The sequence below is a fragment of the Emergencia timonensis genome, from assembly GCF_900086585.1.
GTDB classification, from domain to species: Bacteria; Bacillota; Clostridia; order Peptostreptococcales; family Anaerovoracaceae; genus Senimuribacter; species Senimuribacter timonensis.
Genome location: NZ_FLKM01000008.1, coordinates 1,644,254 through 1,661,457 on the forward strand (window position 1 = coordinate 1,644,254; position 17,204 = coordinate 1,661,457).

Genomic DNA, 17,204 nt, shown 5'->3' on the forward strand with positions numbered 1-17,204 from the left:
GCCATTTGTTTTGATTACAGATAACTCCAAGATCAGAGTTATCTTTTTTTGTTCCCAAATGAGGTTTGCTATTGTATAACGAAAATAGAGGAGAACGAAGATGGAAAATAATACAAAATGGCGGGGCAGATTTCTAACCATTGCGATAGGACAGGCCATTTCTTTGATTGGAAGCTCAGCCGTCCAGTTTGCTTTGATTTGGTGGTTGGCAGAACAGACCGCTTCGCCGATGATTATGGGAGTCGCAGGGTTGGCTGCATATCTGCCTATGGCGTTTCTCAGCCCCTTTGCCGGGGTTGCCGCAGATAAATACAGCCGGAAAATCATCTGCATCACGGCAGATTTATCCATGGGATTGGCAGCACTGGCAGCGGCATTTTTGCTTAACGCGATTACATTCCCCATATGGGCGGTCCTGGTGATTCTGTTTGTACGAGGAATTGGTGGCACCTTCCATCAGCCGGCGATTCAGTCAATCATACCGCAGCTGGTACCAGCAGAAGAGCTGGTCAGAGTAAATGGCTGGATGCAGCTGATGACGGCAGGTTCTTTTATCTTAGGGCCAGTGATCGGGGCAGCCCTGTATGCTGCGCTCCCTATGTCGCTGGTGCTGTTAACCGACGTCATTGGAGCGATCTTTGCCAGTGCGGCACTGGCCGCAGTGAAGATTCCACGTCTTGAAAACCATGAGCGTCATAAAGTCGGTTTTTTTGCTCATTTTAAAGAAGGAATTCAAGTGTACAGAGAGGACAAGAAATTGTTGACGCTGATCATTGCAGAGGTTTTGTGCATGTTGTTTTTTGCACCGCTGTCTACCTTCTATCCGCTGATGACCAGTGATTATTTTGATCTGTCCGCTATGTACGGAAGCATCGTAGAAGTTGCCTTCGCTGCTGGCATGATGATTGCTGCAGTGCTCTTCGGCAGCGTTTTGAAGATCAAAAACAAAATCAGAACGTCCTATTTGGGTCTGTGGGGCATCGGTGTGGCTACGACCATCTGTGGGTTGATGCCGGCGACCTTCGTGGGATGGATCATATTTGCTGGTACCTGTGCAGCTATGGGAGCCTTTGGAAATGTCCATGGAATTCCACTGACGGCTTACATTCAAGAGACTGTGGCGCCGGAAAAGATGGGAAGGGCCTTTTCTCTGATCGGCCAGGTCACAGCCTTTACCATGCCCATCGGTCTTCTGATCAGCAGTCCGGTTGCGGAAAAGATGGGTGTGCACATGTGGTTTCTGATTTCTGGTCTGGGGATTCTTTTGATACTGGTAATTTTGATTGGAATAGGCGGACTTCTGAAAAAGAAACGGAGCCCACTTACATAAATGTAAATTTTAAACACGGAGCAGCCGCTCCGTGTTTTTTTGTGAGATAAATACCAAAAGGTTTCTGTTTTCATTATAATAGTATTTTTTCATCTTTTGTTTGGTATTTTATCAAAGAATAGACAGATTTTTTTGAAAACTTCTAAGCTGAAATAGGGTGAAATCCCTTATAATGAAAAAAGATTTTGAAAGGAGAAATCGAACTATGAAGAAACAAAAGGAAAAAAGAAAGGCGACTTTGATCGAAGCACTCAGTGCGGTACTGGTATTATTGGTGATCTTCTTCTTCGGCTCTCTAGCCGATTTGTCTGCACCTGCTTTGATGGGAATCGCCCTCATGTACGTGGTATTTATCGGCTGGCGATGCGGCTACACGTGGAAGGACCTCGAAGAGTTTTCTGCTGAAAAGGTCAAGGCGGCCGCGCCGGCCAACTCGGTGCTGATCGCCGTAGGTTTTTTGCTGGGGGCGTGGATGTTCTCCGGTACGATTCCCATGTTCATCTACTACGGCGTGCAGCTAGTCAGCGCAAAATGGATCCTGGTATCGGCATTCGTTCTCTGCGCGATCTTTTCAACCTGTACGGGAACGTCCTGGGGATCTGCGGCTACCGCCGGCATCACCATGATGGGAATTGCCATGGCGATGCCAAACGTAAATATCGCAGCAGTGGCAGGGGCATGCTATACTGGCGCCATTTTTGGCGACAAGCTGTCTCCGCTATCTGACACGACGATTCTGGCATCTCTTGCGACAAAGAATGACATCTTCGACCACATCAAAAACATGTCCAAGACGGTTGTACCGGGAGGATTGATCGGACTGGTCATCTACGCGGTCATGGGCATCAAAGCGGATGCAGGTGCGGCGGGCCTGCCGGAAAACACCCTGCAGCTCCTCGATGCGCTGGACGGCGCGTTCAAATGGAACGTCATCGTCCTGCTGCCGATGGTGCTTCTGATTTACGGCTGTATCGCCAAAAAGCCATCGACCGTTATCATGATGCTGTCTGCCGTTCTCGCGCTTTTGATTGGCGTGTTCTACCAGGGTTTCAGCCTGGAGGACGGAATCACAGCCCTCTACAGCGGATTTAATTTAGAAATGGTAGAAAGCGCAAGAAGCGGCTTTGTTGCTGCTGAGGCAGGTGACGACGCCATGGCCCTGCTCAACAGAGGCGGGCTGGCTTCCATGATGAAATCCTTTATCACGGTATATATCTGCTTATACTTTGCGGCGATCATGGAGCATATCGGCGCCATCGAAGCGCTGCTGGGAAAACTGCTGCTGTCTGTGAAGACCAGATTCAGCCTCGTCTTCGTGACTTCTATTTCTTGTGTAGTTCTGACGGCGATCGGAGGAAGTTCGACACTGGCGTTGATTCTCACAGGTGAAATGTATTCGGAGAAGTACAAAGAGATGGGACTGTCCACCTTGAATCTGTCCAGAACCATGGAGGACTTCTGTACCGGTACGGCTGGGTTCATTCCTTGGTCGGCTTCCGGCATCTATTATCCGTCTGTACTGGGCGTGCCAATCGCACAATACTTCCCATTCTGCTTCATGAGCTACGCCATCTGGATTCTGGCATACTTCTACAGCATTACGGGAATCTGCATGAAACCGCTTGAAAAAGAGGCGGAAACTGCAACTGCATAGAAGAAAGAAGGCTGCAATATGATTAGTGACATGCATATACATACGAGGTGGTCCAGCGACTCCGAGACGCCGGTTCGCCATCAAGTCGAAAGTGCGCTGCGGCTGGGCATGAAGCACATCTGCATCACGGAGCATCAGGACTACGATCAGCCCATCTTCCCGCCGGACAATTACACATTTTTGATCGGTGACACGGACGATATGGAAGGATATCTTGCTGATCTGGCGCAGATCAGAGAAGCGTATGCGGGCAGAATTGAAGTGCTGACGGGGGTGGAGCTGGGCTTACAGCCCCACCTGCCGGAAAAACTGGCGGCGTATGCGAAAGACTATCCCTTTGATTTCATCATCGGCTCGACCCATAATTTCAGAGGGAGGGGCGCTGACGATCTCAGAATTTATGAAGGGAAGAGCACAGAGGAAATCTGCAGGCTCTACTTTCAGGAGGAGTACGAAAATATCGTCAGGATACCGGACTTCGATGTCTGCGGCCATCTGGACTTCATCTTCCGATATGCGCCGGGCGCCATCGAGACCTTTTCCTACAGCAAATATGGTGACGTACTGGACAGCATCCTGCAGGCTCTGATCGAGTCCGGCAGGGGCATAGAGGTGAACACCTCCAGGCTGAAAAGCCTGGGGCTGACCAACCCGAAGGTTGAAATTATCAGCCGCTATGCGGAGCTTGGCGGTGAGATCATCACCTTTGGCTCCGATGCGCACACCCCGCAGCGTGTGGGAGAGTGCTTTGAAGAGGCAGGGGAGATCGTAAAGACATGCGGATTCAAGTATTATGCAGTCTACAAAGAACGGAAACCTGTATTTTATAAGTTGTAAAATGAAAGAAACGGCTCAAAGCATTTCGAAAACAATGCTGTGAGCCGTTTCTTTGTGGTGGCGGCAACGCTCTGCTTGTTTGCAGTTGTATGGGGAAGTCAATAACCTATGCAAAGTATTTTTATCCATATATCATTTATTCTCATTGAGCATATAGAGGCGCACAGCCAGGGAGATGTTGACGTAGAACTCCTGATCGCTCATCTCTTCACAGAACAGGAACTGCTTGATCTTGCTGATTCGATAACGGATGGTGTTGTGATGACACTGGAGGGACGATGCCGTTCTGAAGATGTCCCCTTCATTGAGCGCCAGCTGCCTGATCGTTTCGAAGAACTCCGGCTTTTCTCTGATTGGATCAATCAGGGAAGTCATGAAATCCTTCATGGCCTCTGTATCGGCCAGTGGCACCAGGAGCTGATAAGCGCCGATTTTATCGTAGCTGCCAAAGGATTTCTCTTCCGCCTTGGAAGCGATATGGGTGTAATAGCTTTCTCTGATGCACTGATCCAGTTCTTTATAGGGGTCGTGAATGCGGCTGCAGCTGACATAGAGTCCTTCTTTGGAAGGAGAGAGAAACTCCATTAATTCACGTAATATGATTGCAAAACTTTGTTTTTTCTTTTGACGGGCGGTCAGGAGCGCAAAGAGGCCGTTTTTGTATTTGCATACGAGGGCCTTGGTGTTCAGGTTGCGATTGAGATAGAAGACTTTTGAATAACGCTCCAGATTGAGTTGAAAATCCTCGTCTTCCCCTTTGATATAGACGGCCATGACATATTCCTTCAGCTTCAGGGAGATGTTTTTGCTCAGGGAATAGATCTGTGTTTTTGTCAGATTGCCCGCAATCATCTGATCCAGGTTTTCTTCCGAAAAGAAATTGTCGTCCTCTTTTCGAACCGCATCCAGTATTTCAAAGATGATGCTCTCCATGTAAAGGTCAGCGTCGTATTGAATGATCGGGAAGTCGTGCGCATTGGCAAAGTCGATAACCTCCTGGGGAAGCTTCTCAAAGATTGTCGTCTTACAGGCAAAGGCGGCAGCGCCGATTTCACAGAGAAATTTTGTCGTTGAGAGGATGAGGCCAGGTTCTTCTTTGGAAAAGAGCAGGGTGCTCAGTATGATCATGTCCGCCTCAAAGACGTTCCTTTCTGATTGATCGGCAAAGGAAGAAAATTCATTATCCGCGATGCCGAGGGAAACCACGTAACGATCCAGACCGCCCTCGCCTGCGATGAGACGCATCTTTGAAAGACCGTCAAGCTGCAGGATATCTTTTACTGTCAGTGCCATTCTAAAACCTCCTCCGCTGTTTTTCTATACATCTAATTATAAACAGATCTCCGCCAATTTCGATTGGTAAAATACCAAAAAATATAGAGAGAATTCAAAAAAATACTAAAAAAAAACAGACTTGTCTGCAAGTAAAATGTTATTGAAATCGAACAGAGGCGGAAAGGAGACGAGAAAATGTTAGAGATGAAAGTCTTGAAAATGGAAGACACCGTCAAGGTGCTGAAGATGGAGGACGTGATTGCTGCCATAGAAGAAGTCTATCGGGCCCAGTCTGCCGGGGCTTCGGCAATTTATCCTTTGATTACAGAGGAGTTTGTTCCAGGCAGCGCAGAGATGGATATCAAATCGGGATGGCTGAAGGATGCCGGTATCTACGGTCTGAAGTCAGTATCCTGGTTTGAGGAGAACGGCAAGGCAGGCCTGCCGGCACTGCTGGGCACCATTTTGATCTTTGATGCAAAGACCGGGGCGCCTGTCGGGCTGCTGGACGGTTCCCATATTACAGGCATCAGAACCGGCGCTGCCGGCGCTATAGGAGCAAAGCTATTGGCGAGAAAGGATGCGAAAAATCTGCTGATCGTGGGGGCAGGACACGTGGCAACCTTCCAGGCAGCGGCAACCCTGCTCAGCTTCCCTGGAATTGAAAAGGTGATGGTCTATGACGGACTGGACTATGACAATGCAGACAGATTTGTAAAAAACCTCAGAGGCACCCTGGCAAAAGACTTTGGTATAGAGGATGTAAAAGCAGAATTTACCGCGGTAAAAGACATTGCAGAGGCGACCGGCACAAGTGATATCATCATCACCGTCACGCCTTCGAGAGAACCCATCATCAAAAAGGAATGGGTCAAGCCGGGAACCCACTTTTCCTGCATCGGATCCGACATGGCGGGCAAAGAGGAAATCGACCCGGAAATCTTCGCAGATGCAAAGGTCTTTACGGACGATATCGAGCAATGTATCAACGTGGGAGAAATTGAGATTCCCATCAAAAAAGGCATCATGAACAGAGAAAATATCAGCGGCATCATCGGTGATATCATCACAGGAAAAGCATCGGGCAGAGAGGATGATGAACAGATTACCGTCTTCGATGCTACAGGAACCGCACTTCTTGATCTGGCCACAGGCATGCTTGCCATCAGAGAGGCAAAAAAGCAAGGCTTGGGACAGACAATAGAATTATAGAAAGTAACAAAGGAGAATGCATTATGAAACTGGAAAGATTTAAAGTGGAACGCTGGATGGATGAGTACGAAGGATTTTTGACTTACGACCTGGGAGAAACCTGTATCGACTCTTTGGAAGTCGGGGAGTTATTGGAACTCTGTGGAAAAGATCCGGACGCATTTCTGTCCGGGCTGAAAGGGGAGAGACTGGTATACGGACATATCCACGGCTCCCCTGAACTGAAGAAAGGGATTGCAGGCCTCTACAGAGATCTGACGCCGGAAGACGTGGTGCCGACCCACGGCGGAATCAGCGCCAACCACATGGTCATCGCGACGCTGGTAGACCGGGGCGATAATGTCGTCACCGTACTGCCGACCTATCAGCAGCACTATTCCATTCCTGAATCCATCGGTGCCGAGGTGAGACAGCTCTGGCTGAAGAAAGAGAATGAATTTGTACCTGACCTTCTGGAGATGGAAGCTTTGATCGATGAGAACACGAAGCTGATTTCCATCTGCAATCCGAATAACCCGACGGGCGCTTTTGTTCCAGAAGACGTCATGATGGAAATCGTCAAGATGGCTGACAAGGTGGGGGCTTACATACTCTGCGACGAAGCGTACAGAGGCATTTCAGAGGACGGAAGCTACATGTATTCCATTGCCGATCTCTATGACAAGGGCATTTCGACGTCCAGCATGTCTAAGGTTTTCGGTCTTGCAGGCCTTCGCATCGGCTGGATCGCGACAAAGGATCAGGAAATCATGAAACAGTTCTGCGGCAGAAGAGATTACGACACCATCAGCTGCGGCTACATCGACGATATTCTGGCAAGCCTGGCTCTTGCGCATAAAGATAAGCTCTACGAGAGAAATGCCAAGATCCTGTTGGAAGGAAGAAACGTCCTCGACAAGTGGGTGAAGGAGACGGAAGGTGTGGACTACGTGAGACCTGTTGCCGGTACGACAGCCCTGGTGTATTACGACAAAGACATTCCGTCCTTTGATTTCTGCGTCCGCCTGGTCAAGGAGAGAGGCGTTCTGACGACGCCGGGTTCTTGTTTCGAGATGGAGCACTGCATCAGAATCGGCTATGCCTTCAGCCCGGACGTACTGCAGAAGGGTCTGGACATCATCGCGGGACTGTTAAAAGAAATTTAAGACAATGAAACATCGGTTTATTGCAAAACGATACTGGAAAGATCAGGCTACGGCTATGGGACAGTCCGATGTGCTGGCAAAGTGCTTTGACGACGTCATCAACCTGAGCCTGGGAGATCCCGATATCGTGACACCGCAGATCATCATCGACAAATCCTATGAGGACGCCAGATCCGGTCACACCAAGTATACCGATTTCAGGGGCGACCCCGAACTGCGGAAAGAAATCTGCAACTACTACAAGGAAGAATTTGAGATGGATGTTGCCGATGAAGAGGTCTTTGTCACGGCATCTGCTTCCCTGGGCATGTATCTGGCGCTGGAAGCCGTACTAGACGACGGCGACGAGGTGATTCTGCAGTCACCCCATTTTACGCCTTATCCCCAGCAGGTGGAACTGGCGCGGGGAATTCCCATAGAGCTGGATACCTTCGAGAATGAGGATTTTCAGATCAACCCCGCCAGGCTGAGAGCCTGCATAACGGAACGAACGAAGGCGATCGTCATCAATTCTCCCAACAATCCGACGGGGAGCTGCCTGACACGGGAGACCATGGCGCAGATTGCAGCCATTGCTGAGGAGTACGATCTCGTAGTCATTTCAGATGAAATCTATACGGCGTACAGCTATCAGCATCCCTTTGTCCCCTTTGCATCTCTGCCGGACATGGCGGAGCGGACAATTACGCTGAACAGTTTTTCAAAGGATTATGTCATGACAGGCTGGCGTGTGGGAAACATCATCGCCGCGCCCCATATCATCAAAGTGATTCAGCAGATTAACGAAAACGTGGTCTTTACCGCGCCGTCTATTTCCCAGAGAGCTGCGATTCATGCGCTGCGCTGCCGCAAGGAGATTCAGCCGCAGCTTGTTGCAACCTTTCGGGAAAGGATGTGTTATGCGGCGGAACGAATCAACAGGGTTCCCGGCATGCATGTCATCCAGCCGCCGAAAGGCAGCTTCTACCTGTTTATCAACATCAGAGACACCCGGATGACCTCAGAGGAGGCTGCCGAAAGAATCCTGCAGGAATGCCACGTGCTGATGCTGCCGGGAAATGCCTTTGGCAGCTGCGGAGAAGGTTATCTGCGGATTGCCTGTACAGTAGAGATTCCTGTGCTGAAAGAAGCATTTGACAGGATAGAAAAATCAGAGTGTTTTAGCAATAGTGAAATAGAAAGGAGAAACAATGAGTAAGATTAACGTCTATTCGGAAATCGGAAGACTGAAGAAGGTCATGCTCCACAGGCCCGGGGACGAGATCGACGGCGTGATCCCCCAGACCATGCCGCGCCACCTCTTCGACGACATCCCGTGGAAGAAGGGGGCACAGTACGAGCACGACTGCTTCGCCGACATCCTGCGGTCAGAGGGCACGGAGGTGGTCTACATCGAAGACCTGTTCCGGGAATCCTTCGACAGGGAAGGGAGCCGCGGGGCATTCCTGGAGCGGTTCCTGGACGTCCACGGCATCCATAACGGGCACCTGCGGGGCCAGCTCGCGGAATACCTGCTGTCCCTGGACGCCCGCGCCATGGCGGACAAAATCATGGCAGGCGTCAGGAAGAGCGACATCGGGGAACGGGGGGCTGCGGACTTCTGCCGCTTCTTCCCCGACGCGGAGTACGAGCTGTACTATACGGAGCCCCTGGCGAACCTGTACTACACCAGGGATCCCGGTTCCTCCATCGGACGGGGCATGAGCTTCCACAACATGGAGAAGCTGGGCAGGGAACTGGAGACCGTGGTCTGGCAGCACATCTTCTGTAACCACCCGGATTTTGCCGACGGGGATACGCCCATGTGGCTCAGCAACGAAAGCCCCTTCGGCATCGAGGGCGGGGACATCGCCGTCCTGTCAAAGGACGTCATCGCCATCGGCAGCAGCCTGAGGACCAGGCCGGAAGCCATCGAGCAGCTGGCACGCAACATCCTGCCGAGGGATTCCTTCAAGAAGGTGCTGGCCTTCACCATCCCCCACGACAGGAAGTTCATGCACCTGGATACGGTGCTGACCATGATCGACTATGACAAATTCACCATCCATCCCGGCATCGAGGCGACGCTGAACGTCTTTGAAATCAGCCTGGGCAGGGATGGGGAGCTGGTATACAAAGACCGTTCCGCCCCGGTGGAGAAGGTTCTGGCCGGGGCCCTGGGCCTTGACAGTGTACAGGTGTTCCGCTGTGCAGGCGGCTCCTACATCGACGCTGAAAGAGAGCAGTGGAACGATGGGACCAATACTCTGGCAATCGCACCGGGCACGGTGGTGACCTACAGCCGCAACGAAGTGACCAACGAGCTTCTGGAGAAGCACGGGATCCGCGTCCTGCAGATGCCGTGCGGCGAGCTGTCGAGGGGCAGAGGAGGCCCGAGATGTATGAGCATGCCGTTAGTGAGAGAAGATATTATATTCTGACATATAGGAGGAAAAAACAATGGAAGTAAGACACTTTATCGAGACAGATGATTTTACAAAGGAAGAATACCTTGAGATGCTGAAGGTGATCAGAACACTGAAGGATGCGGAGCGCAAGGGTATCCGTCTGCCGCTGCTGAAGGACCAGTCCCTGGCTATGATGTTCGACCAGCCATCCACAAGGACCAGGGTCTCTTTCGAGGCAGCCATGACCCAGCTGGGCGGCCATGCCCTCTATCTGGAGACCAAGACGCTGCACTGCGGCGAGGACCGTGAGACCATCAAGGACACGGCCCAGGTACTGTCCGGCATGTGCGATGCCATCGAGATCAGGACGGAATCCCAGGACACCATCATCGAGCTGGCGAAATATTCCGATGTCCCGGTATTCAGCGGCATGAGCTCCAAGTGCATGCACCCGACTCAGGCCCTCTGTGACCTGTTCACCATGACGGAATACATGGAAGAGGGGAAGAAGATCGAGGACCTGGTCTACATGTTCATCGGCGACAACTCCGTGCAGGGCGACAACATCGGCGGCGTCTGCAGGACAGAGGCAAGACTTTTGTCCAAAATGGGCGTGACCTTCATCTCCTGTGCACCAGAGGAAGCGGAAATGGCGCCGGAAGACGTGGCATACTGCAAGGCAGAGATGGAGAAATCCGGCGGGAAGTTCATCCAGACCAATGATCCGTATGAATACATCGACCAGGTGGACTTCATCGCCACGGATGCATGGTGGTACCACGGCAGTGACCATCTGAAGGACAAGAAGATCGCCACCTTCTATCCGAAGTACGCGGTCAACAGGGAACTGCTGGCTAAGGCGAAGCCGTCAGTCAAAGTGATGCACAACCTGCCGGGAAACCGCGGCTACGAAATCGCAGACGATGTATGGGACAGCGAGCAGTCCATCCTGATCCCGCAGGCGGAGAACAGACTGCATACCGAGAAGGGCCTGCTCGTCTACTTCATGTACCCGCTCCTGAAAGAGAAGGAAGCACTGCACACAGAAGACGACATCGCATACTACAAGGATGCTGTTGACAAACTGGTCTTAGGAAAATAACGGCAGGATGGCCGGACGGATGGCTGAGCCGTCCGTCCGGTATTTAGATTGGTGAGGGGAAAAAATGAAGACAATCAAACTGGCTTTGATCGGCTGCGGCAATGTGGGAAAGGCGTTTGCAAGGATGCTCCGTCAGAAGACGGATGATATCTGTGAAAATTTTGATACTGAGGTCCGGATCACTGCCATCTGCACCAGGAGCAAAGGTGCGCTCACAGACAGCAGGGGCATCGACATAGAACATCTCGACGACCAGGTGTTTGACGGGAAGAAAAGCGCGATGGAGGTGATCGCGGAAGCTGATTATGATGTTCTCATAGAGCTGACGCCCATCAATATTCTGACAGGGATGCCTGCCATCGAACATATCAGAGACGGCATCAATAGAGGAAAACACGTGATTACTGCCAACAAAGGACCGGTCGCCTGGGCTTATAGGGAACTTTCTGATCTGGCAGCGGCAAAGGGCGTCTGCTTCTGCCACGAGGCCGCCGTCATGGATGGCGTTCCAGTCTTTAACCTGGCGAAAGAAACCCTGATGGGATGTCGGATCACGGAAATCAAAGGAATCCTCAATGCGACGACCAATTACATTTTGAACGAGATGGAAAAGGGCGTGGCATACGAAGACGCGGTAAAGGAAGGACAGAGGAGAGGCTTTGTCGAAGCAGATCCTGCCATGGACCTGGAAGGATGGGATGCGGCAGCGAAACTGACCGCTTTGATGAACGTTCTGATGGACGTAAAAATCACACCGCAGGAGATCAGGCGGGAGGGCATCGGTGCAATCACCAAGGAGCAGATTGACCAGGCCAAGGCTCGCGGTCAGAAATACAAACTGCTCTGCCACGGCAAAATCGAAAATGGCAGGCCGATCGGCACAGTCGGTCCGCAGCTCGTTGGCGGGGACGCGCTCTTTGCCTCTATCAACGGCACTGCTGCCTGTGTGACCCTGACCACTGATTTGATGGGCGATGTCTCAGTCATTGAACATGTCTATGAGCCGGAGATCGACCAGACCGCATACGGCGTGCTCAGCGATCTGCTGCGGATTTTGACGGTAATTGAAAAGTAGGTACAACTGAATAGATAGGAGGAAAAGAAGATGGGAAAGAAGATTCCGTTCTGGCAGGCGATACTGGTTATCGTGGTGACTGCCTTTAACATTTGCTATTGTCTCGGCGTACTGGAGAGTGTCTTTGGCAGCGCTTTCGCCTGCTCTTACGGCGATATCCACGTAGGCCTGATTATATCCGCCGTGTTCGCAGCCCTGGTGGCGGCTATTAACGGCTGGAAATGGCCAGTCATGGAGAAAGGGCTGCTGAAGTCCATCAACAGCACCATGCAGTCCATCCTGATCATCATCGTCACTGGCGCTCTGATCGGCTCCTGGATTCAGGCGGGCATCGTGCCGGCCATGGTCTATTATGGATTGGGAATCCTGACGCCGGGACTGTTCCTGGTGGCAAGCTGCATCATCTGCGCCATCGTCTCCCTGTCGACGGGAACTTCCTGGGGTACCTGCGGCACCGTGGGAATCGCCCTGATCGGCATCGGCGGCGGTCTGGGCATCCCTACTGGCGTCGCAGCGGGCGCGGTCATTTCCGGTGCCTATTTCGGCGACAAGATGTCCCCGCTTTCCGATACGACCAACATGGCATCTGCCGTGGCAGGTGTCAACCTCTTTGAGCACATCCGCCACATGGTCTATACCGTGACACCGACTTTGATCATCGCCCTGGTTCTCTATGCGATCCTGGGCACCCGTTACTCGGGCAGCACGGATATGTCCCAGGTGGAGGCTATTCGCAGCGGCATCCTTGATTGTTTCAATATCAACCCGCTGCTGGTGCTGCCGCCGCTGTTCGTCATCGTCATGATCGCCCTGAAGCTCCCGGCTTTACCGGGGATGCTCTTCGGTGCGATCCTGGGAAGCATCTTTGGCGTGATCTTCCAGGGAACCCCGGTGGGGGACATCCCTGCAGTCTGGCACTACGGGTTTGAGTTTGCAGATCCGGACAGCGTCCTGCCTGAACTGGTGGAACTGCTGACCCGCGGCGGCATGGATTCCATGATGTGGACCATCCACCTGATGCTCTGCGCCCTGGCGCTGGGCGGCATCATGGACTGCACCGGCATGCTGGGCGTCATCACGGAAACCATGATGCGCCACGTGAAGAGAAGGGGCTCCGTGGTCGTCACGACCCTGTGTACGGCGATCTTCATCAACATCATCCCTGGCGACCTGTACCTGTCCATCGTCATGACAGGCAGGATGTACAAGGAGGTTTTCGAGGACATGCGGCTCAAGCGGAAGAACCTGTCCCGTATCCTGGAGGATTCGGCGACCCTGACCTCCAATCTGGTGCCGTGGAATGCCTGCGGCGCGTACATGCAGGGCGTCTTCGGCATCCCGCAGTGGGGCGCGGGCGGTTATGCACCTTATGCCTTCCTCAATCTGATCTGCCCGTTTGTATCCGCCTTCTACGGCTTCACCGGCATCACCATGGAGAAGATGACGGAGGAAGAGTACCAGCAGATTCTGATCGAACGGGAGAAGGAACGGCAGGAAGCCCTGGCTGCTGTCGAAGCATAAACGTTTAGAAGGAGACGATGATGGAGAAGAGACAGGTAAGATGTTCTTGTTATTTAATGATAACTGCTTTGATTTGGGGTGCAGCTTTTGTCGCCCAGAGTAAAGGCGGTGATGCCATCGGTCCCTATTCCTTCAGCTGTCTGCGTTACTTTCTGGCAGGTCTTATGATGTTGCCCCTGCGCAGCCTGTTTAATCGCTGGGGAATTACTGACTGCATGCCGCCGACGAGGAAGAATCAGAGAAATCTATGGATTGGCGGCATCTTGTGCGGTGTGTTTCTATGCTTTGTGTCCATCTTTCAACAGCTGGGCCTGTATATGGGAACGCAGTCCGGAAAAGCTGGATTTCTCTCCTCCTGCTATATTGTCATTGTTCCCATCCTGGGCCTGTTTCTGAAAAAGAAATGTTCCTGGAATGTCTGGCTTGCCGTCGCGGTTACGCTGGCAGGCCTCTATCTGCTTTGTATCAAAGGCTCCCTCTCTTTGCAGATGTCAGATCTTTTGATCCTTTTCGCCGCACTGATGAGTGCGTTGCACATTTTGACAGTTGACCGGTTCATGAACAAAGTCGATGTGGTCAGAATGGTGTGCATCCAGTTTTTTACGGCATCTGCGCTGGCGGCAATCCCTATGGCATGTTTTGACATAGGGATTTCTTTGGAGGGACTGCAGACCTGGGCTGAGGCACTCTTCTCCCAAGATGCGGTCTGGTCTCTCCTCTATGCAGGCGTTCTGTCGGGCGGTATCGCCTATACGCTGCAAAATCTAGGTCAGCAGGGCGTTCATCCGACCATTGCGTCTCTGCTTCTCAGCTTGGAATCAGTATTTGCTGTATTGGCAGGCTGGCTCGTCCTGGGAGAGAGCCTCAATCAGAGAGAAGTCCTGGGCTGTGTGCTGATCTTTGCAGCTATCGTCACTGCACAGATGCCTGTAAAGAAAAATTGCTAGTTCTTCTGCTGATCGGCCAGATAGAGGGCATAAAGGGCCTCGCATCCGGCTTTGCTGAGTTTTTCTATGCTGTCGTCAGAATGCTCAAGCTGCGCGTCGGGATCGAATCTGCCTTCGTCTCCAGAGACGGTGAGCAGGTTGTCCAGGCAGACGGCGATGCCGCCGGCACGCAGTCCCCAGAGGCGGGCGAGAACCAGGACGATGCTGGCTTCCATTTCAGCCCCATATACGTTCATCCGCTTCAAATCCTCAAAGAAATGTTCCCAGGAGGAGTGCCAATAATCGTTGAAAGACGAACCCGGGCGGGGATGGCCGGCAAAAAAGGTGTCGGCAGTGCGGGTAGTGCCCACGTGATAAGGGTATTGCAGCTCCTCCATGGCGGCAACGCAGGCGTTGATGACCTGGTAATGAGCGGCGGCAGGGTACTCCGGCGGTGCGTAGAGGTCGGTGGTGCCGTCATATCTGCAGGCGGAGTCAAAGACGATGATGTCGCCGTTCTTGATAAAGTCCTGGAAGGTGCCGCAGGTGCCGATCCGCAGGAAGGTACGTGCGCCTGCCCGAGCCAGTTCTTCCATGGCGATGGCCGTGCTGGGACAGCCCATGCCCGTACTGGTGCAGGAAATCGGCATGCCTTTGTAGGTGCCGGTATAGGTCACGTGCTCCCTGTTATCCGCTACTTGATGGGCTTCATCCCAGTAAGAAGCGACCACCTGGACTCTCTTGGGATCTCCCGGCAGCAGGACGTAAGGCGCCACATCCCCGGTATTTAATTTGGTGTGATATTGTAATGCCATGATAAACCTCCTTATGATGCAATCGTTTCTTTCATTATACAATAATAGGAGACTTCTGACAAAGCCACTGGTATAAGCTTCTTTCTGAAATGTTGTTTGAACTGGAGGAAACGGCGCAAATGCTGAAATAAAAGCGGGTTGACGCCGTTTTTTCCAGGTTTTGATGCGGGAAGAGATAAAAAAGAAGAAAAAATGAGGCAAAAATATAATTTATATAATTATATAATATGAATATAATGCATAAAATCCTGCCAATTTATAAAATAAAAAGCCGATAATGGTATATATTGGAATGAATTTTCCTCATGTGATCAGTGAATCCGGCGCCGCAGGGGTGAAATTTTGACGATTGCGCCGTTTCGAGAGAAAATAAGGACATGATTCATTCTTGAGGTAGACGGGTGATAGAAAACGCCCGGAATTCCTTGACAAGCAAAATGGCATATTATAGAATGAATAGAACAGAATGGAGACCTTCCCCTTCACCGGATGGGGATTACAAGGTGTTTAGGATGAGCCGTAGGTACAGCATTTGAGAAAATGCTGCAAGGCGAATCCTGAGCACTTTTTTGTTTCTAAGGAGGGAATGCAACGTGAAGAGAGAATTGGGAAAAGAAAGTTTAGTCCTTGTACTCGTCCGCTTCAGTCTGCCGCTCATTCTCAGCGGTATGCTGCAGCAGCTATACAACTGGGCGGATGCCTTTATCGTAGGCAATGTAGAAGGGGAGCTGGCTTTGGCTGCCATCGGAGCGACGGGAACCGTCGTCAATTTTTATATCATGGCTATGACGGGATTCACCATGGGGCTGTCCATCCTCTTTGCTCATAAATATGGCGGAGGAGAGACGGATATCATACACCGCATTTTGTCTACCTTTGTGATGATTGTAGGATGCGCATTCTTGGCATTTACAGTCGCAGGGATGTTCTTCACATCACCCTTGCTCAGTCTGCTCAACACGCCGGGGGATATCACCGGACTGGCGAAGACCTATCTGCGGATAATCTTCATCGGCATCCCTTTTCTAGCGGTCTATAATGTTTACTTTGCGGCGCTGCGGGCGATTGGAGACAGCAAAGCGCCTTTCTGGGCAATCCTGTTTTCTTCGGTCACCAACGTACTCTTGGACATTTTGTTCGTAGCAGTGTTACGGTGGGGCGTAGAAGGCGCGGCAGCGGCGACCGTCGTCTCTCAGATTTTGATGATGGTATTCATCATCTGTTATACGATCAAAAAGCACCCGATGCTGCGATTCCGTTTTGACAGGCATATGATGGACATGGCAACGATAAAAGAAGGATTTCGGCTGGGAATGCCGCCGATGATCCAGTCCAGCGTCGGCGCATTCGGCAGCCTGTTCCTGCAGAACTTCATGAATGGGTTTGGTACCCAGACCGTGGCAGCCATAACGACTGCTTACCGTGTCGATACGATTATTCTGCTGCCGATCATCAATCTGGGTTCAGCCATCGCCACCATGGTCGCACAGGCAAACGGAGCCAGAGACAAGGAGCGTATCCGAAAGTTTTTCAAAATTGGCACGCTGCTGATGATTGGGATTTCCCTGGCATTGACCGTGCTGGTGATTCCCACCGGAGGATATCTGATCTCCATGTTCGGCGTAGAAGCGGAAGCAGCAAGAATCGGACGCGACTTCTTCCAGCGCATTGCCGCTTTTTATGTGATATATGGATTGTCCATGGCAGTCCGCGGCGTATTAGAAGGGGTAGGGGATGTGACCTTTTCCAGCATTGCCGGAATCTTGTCCCTGATTGCGAGGATCATCATGTCCTACACCCTGGTTGCCTTCAGCGGCAACATGATCATCGCCTATGCGGAAGGTTTGTCCTGGCTGCTGCTGCTCTTGCTGTACCTGGGACGTTATATGGTGAAACGCAGAGAATTACAATAAATAACGGCAGCT

General features: G+C 51.6%; 14 protein-coding genes. 12 read left to right on the forward strand and 2 right to left on the reverse strand.

All coding sequences use genetic code 11. The annotated features are described in order from the left end of the window. Positions 1 to 100 precede the first annotated feature (100 nt). The 3 genes from BN6539_RS08785 (at position 101) to BN6539_RS08795 (ending at position 3,821) form a co-directional block, all read left to right on the forward strand. Positions 101 to 1,330, forward strand: coding sequence for an MFS transporter (locus BN6539_RS08785; RefSeq protein WP_067536734.1), 1,230 nt, complete (start codon positions 101 to 103; stop codon positions 1,328 to 1,330). 205 nt (positions 1,331 to 1,535) lie between these two features. Next, positions 1,536 to 2,984, forward strand: a complete 1,449-nt coding sequence (nhaC, locus tag BN6539_RS08790; RefSeq protein ID WP_067536737.1) for a Na+/H+ antiporter NhaC — start codon at positions 1,536 to 1,538, stop codon at positions 2,982 to 2,984. A gap of 18 nt (positions 2,985 to 3,002) precedes the next feature. Then, positions 3,003 to 3,821 (forward strand): histidinol-phosphatase HisJ family protein, encoded by an 819-nt coding sequence (locus BN6539_RS08795; protein ID WP_067536741.1) that lies wholly within the window; start codon positions 3,003 to 3,005, stop codon positions 3,819 to 3,821. 132 nt (positions 3,822 to 3,953) lie between these two features. On the opposite strand, the gene BN6539_RS08800 is transcribed toward BN6539_RS08795, so the two are convergent. Continuing rightward, on the reverse strand, positions 3,954 to 5,114 hold the full coding sequence (locus BN6539_RS08800; protein ID WP_067536744.1) for a PucR family transcriptional regulator: 1,161 nt from the start codon (positions 5,112 to 5,114) through the stop codon (positions 3,954 to 3,956). 177 nt (positions 5,115 to 5,291) lie between these two features. Between BN6539_RS08800 and BN6539_RS08805 the strand changes: the two genes are divergently transcribed. From BN6539_RS08805 to BN6539_RS08840, 8 genes are all read left to right on the forward strand, one after another. Then, a complete protein-coding gene (locus BN6539_RS08805) occupies positions 5,292 to 6,308 on the forward strand; it encodes an ornithine cyclodeaminase family protein (RefSeq protein ID WP_067536747.1) in 1,017 nt (338 codons plus the stop codon). A 23-nt stretch (positions 6,309 to 6,331) separates the two neighbouring features. Then, the gene (locus BN6539_RS08810) at positions 6,332 to 7,453 is read left to right on the forward strand and encodes an aminotransferase (protein ID WP_067536751.1); all 1,122 of its coding nucleotides are present in this window, start codon (positions 6,332 to 6,334) and stop codon (positions 7,451 to 7,453) included. 4 nt (positions 7,454 to 7,457) lie between these two features. Then, complete coding sequence (locus BN6539_RS08815) at positions 7,458 to 8,651, forward strand: pyridoxal phosphate-dependent aminotransferase (RefSeq protein ID WP_067536754.1); 1,194 nt, start codon at positions 7,458 to 7,460, stop codon at positions 8,649 to 8,651. After that, a complete protein-coding gene (locus BN6539_RS08820; protein ID WP_067536757.1) occupies positions 8,644 to 9,873 on the forward strand; it encodes an arginine deiminase in 1,230 nt (409 codons plus the stop codon). Before BN6539_RS08815 ends, BN6539_RS08820 begins: the two co-directional genes overlap by 8 nt. 19 nt (positions 9,874 to 9,892) lie before the next feature. Further along, complete coding sequence (gene argF, locus BN6539_RS08825) at positions 9,893 to 10,942, forward strand: ornithine carbamoyltransferase (RefSeq protein ID WP_067536761.1); 1,050 nt, start codon at positions 9,893 to 9,895, stop codon at positions 10,940 to 10,942. Between the two features lie 64 nt (positions 10,943 to 11,006). Next, complete coding sequence (locus tag BN6539_RS08830) at positions 11,007 to 12,017, forward strand: homoserine dehydrogenase (RefSeq protein ID WP_067536766.1); 1,011 nt, start codon at positions 11,007 to 11,009, stop codon at positions 12,015 to 12,017. Positions 12,018 to 12,047: 30 nt separating this feature from the next. Then, a complete protein-coding gene (nhaC, locus tag BN6539_RS08835; RefSeq protein WP_067536769.1) occupies positions 12,048 to 13,538 on the forward strand; it encodes a Na+/H+ antiporter NhaC in 1,491 nt (496 codons plus the stop codon). Between the two features lie 17 nt (positions 13,539 to 13,555). Next, a complete protein-coding gene (locus BN6539_RS08840; RefSeq protein ID WP_317870284.1) occupies positions 13,556 to 14,485 on the forward strand; it encodes a DMT family transporter in 930 nt (309 codons plus the stop codon). Here the strand turns inward: BN6539_RS08840 and BN6539_RS08845 are convergent. Next, a complete protein-coding gene (locus BN6539_RS08845; protein ID WP_067536776.1) occupies positions 14,482 to 15,279 on the reverse strand; it encodes a nucleoside phosphorylase in 798 nt (265 codons plus the stop codon). The genes BN6539_RS08840 and BN6539_RS08845 overlap by 4 nt on opposite strands. A gap of 593 nt (positions 15,280 to 15,872) precedes the next feature. Here BN6539_RS08845 and BN6539_RS08850 point away from each other — a divergent pair. Beyond that, positions 15,873 to 17,192: an MATE family efflux transporter gene (locus tag BN6539_RS08850; protein ID WP_148484467.1), complete on the forward strand. Its 1,320-nt coding sequence runs from the start codon at positions 15,873 to 15,875 to the stop codon at positions 17,190 to 17,192. Positions 17,193 to 17,204: the final 12 nt, after the last annotated feature.

Excerpts from the sequence above, each read along its gene's own strand:
- BN6539_RS08785 (WP_067536734.1), top strand. The coding sequence starts at position 101 with ATGGAAAATAATACAAAATGGCGGGGCAGATTTCTAACCATTGCGATA.
- nhaC (WP_067536737.1), top strand. The coding sequence starts at position 1,536 with ATGAAGAAACAAAAGGAAAAAAGAAAGGCGACTTTGATCGAAGCACTC.
- BN6539_RS08795 (WP_067536741.1), top strand. The coding sequence starts at position 3,003 with ATGATTAGTGACATGCATATACATACGAGGTGGTCCAGCGACTCCGAG.
- BN6539_RS08800 (WP_067536744.1), bottom strand. The coding sequence starts at position 5,114 with ATGGCACTGACAGTAAAAGATATCCTGCAGCTTGACGGTCTTTCAAAG.
- BN6539_RS08805 (WP_067536747.1), top strand. The coding sequence starts at position 5,292 with ATGTTAGAGATGAAAGTCTTGAAAATGGAAGACACCGTCAAGGTGCTG.
- BN6539_RS08810 (WP_067536751.1), top strand. The coding sequence starts at position 6,332 with ATGAAACTGGAAAGATTTAAAGTGGAACGCTGGATGGATGAGTACGAA.
- BN6539_RS08815 (WP_067536754.1), top strand. The coding sequence starts at position 7,458 with ATGAAACATCGGTTTATTGCAAAACGATACTGGAAAGATCAGGCTACG.
- BN6539_RS08820 (WP_067536757.1), top strand. The coding sequence starts at position 8,644 with ATGAGTAAGATTAACGTCTATTCGGAAATCGGAAGACTGAAGAAGGTC.
- argF (WP_067536761.1), top strand. The coding sequence starts at position 9,893 with ATGGAAGTAAGACACTTTATCGAGACAGATGATTTTACAAAGGAAGAA.
- BN6539_RS08830 (WP_067536766.1), top strand. The coding sequence starts at position 11,007 with ATGAAGACAATCAAACTGGCTTTGATCGGCTGCGGCAATGTGGGAAAG.
- nhaC (WP_067536769.1), top strand. The coding sequence starts at position 12,048 with ATGGGAAAGAAGATTCCGTTCTGGCAGGCGATACTGGTTATCGTGGTG.
- BN6539_RS08840 (WP_317870284.1), top strand. The coding sequence starts at position 13,556 with ATGATGGAGAAGAGACAGGTAAGATGTTCTTGTTATTTAATGATAACT.
- BN6539_RS08845 (WP_067536776.1), bottom strand. The coding sequence starts at position 15,279 with ATGGCATTACAATATCACACCAAATTAAATACCGGGGATGTGGCGCCT.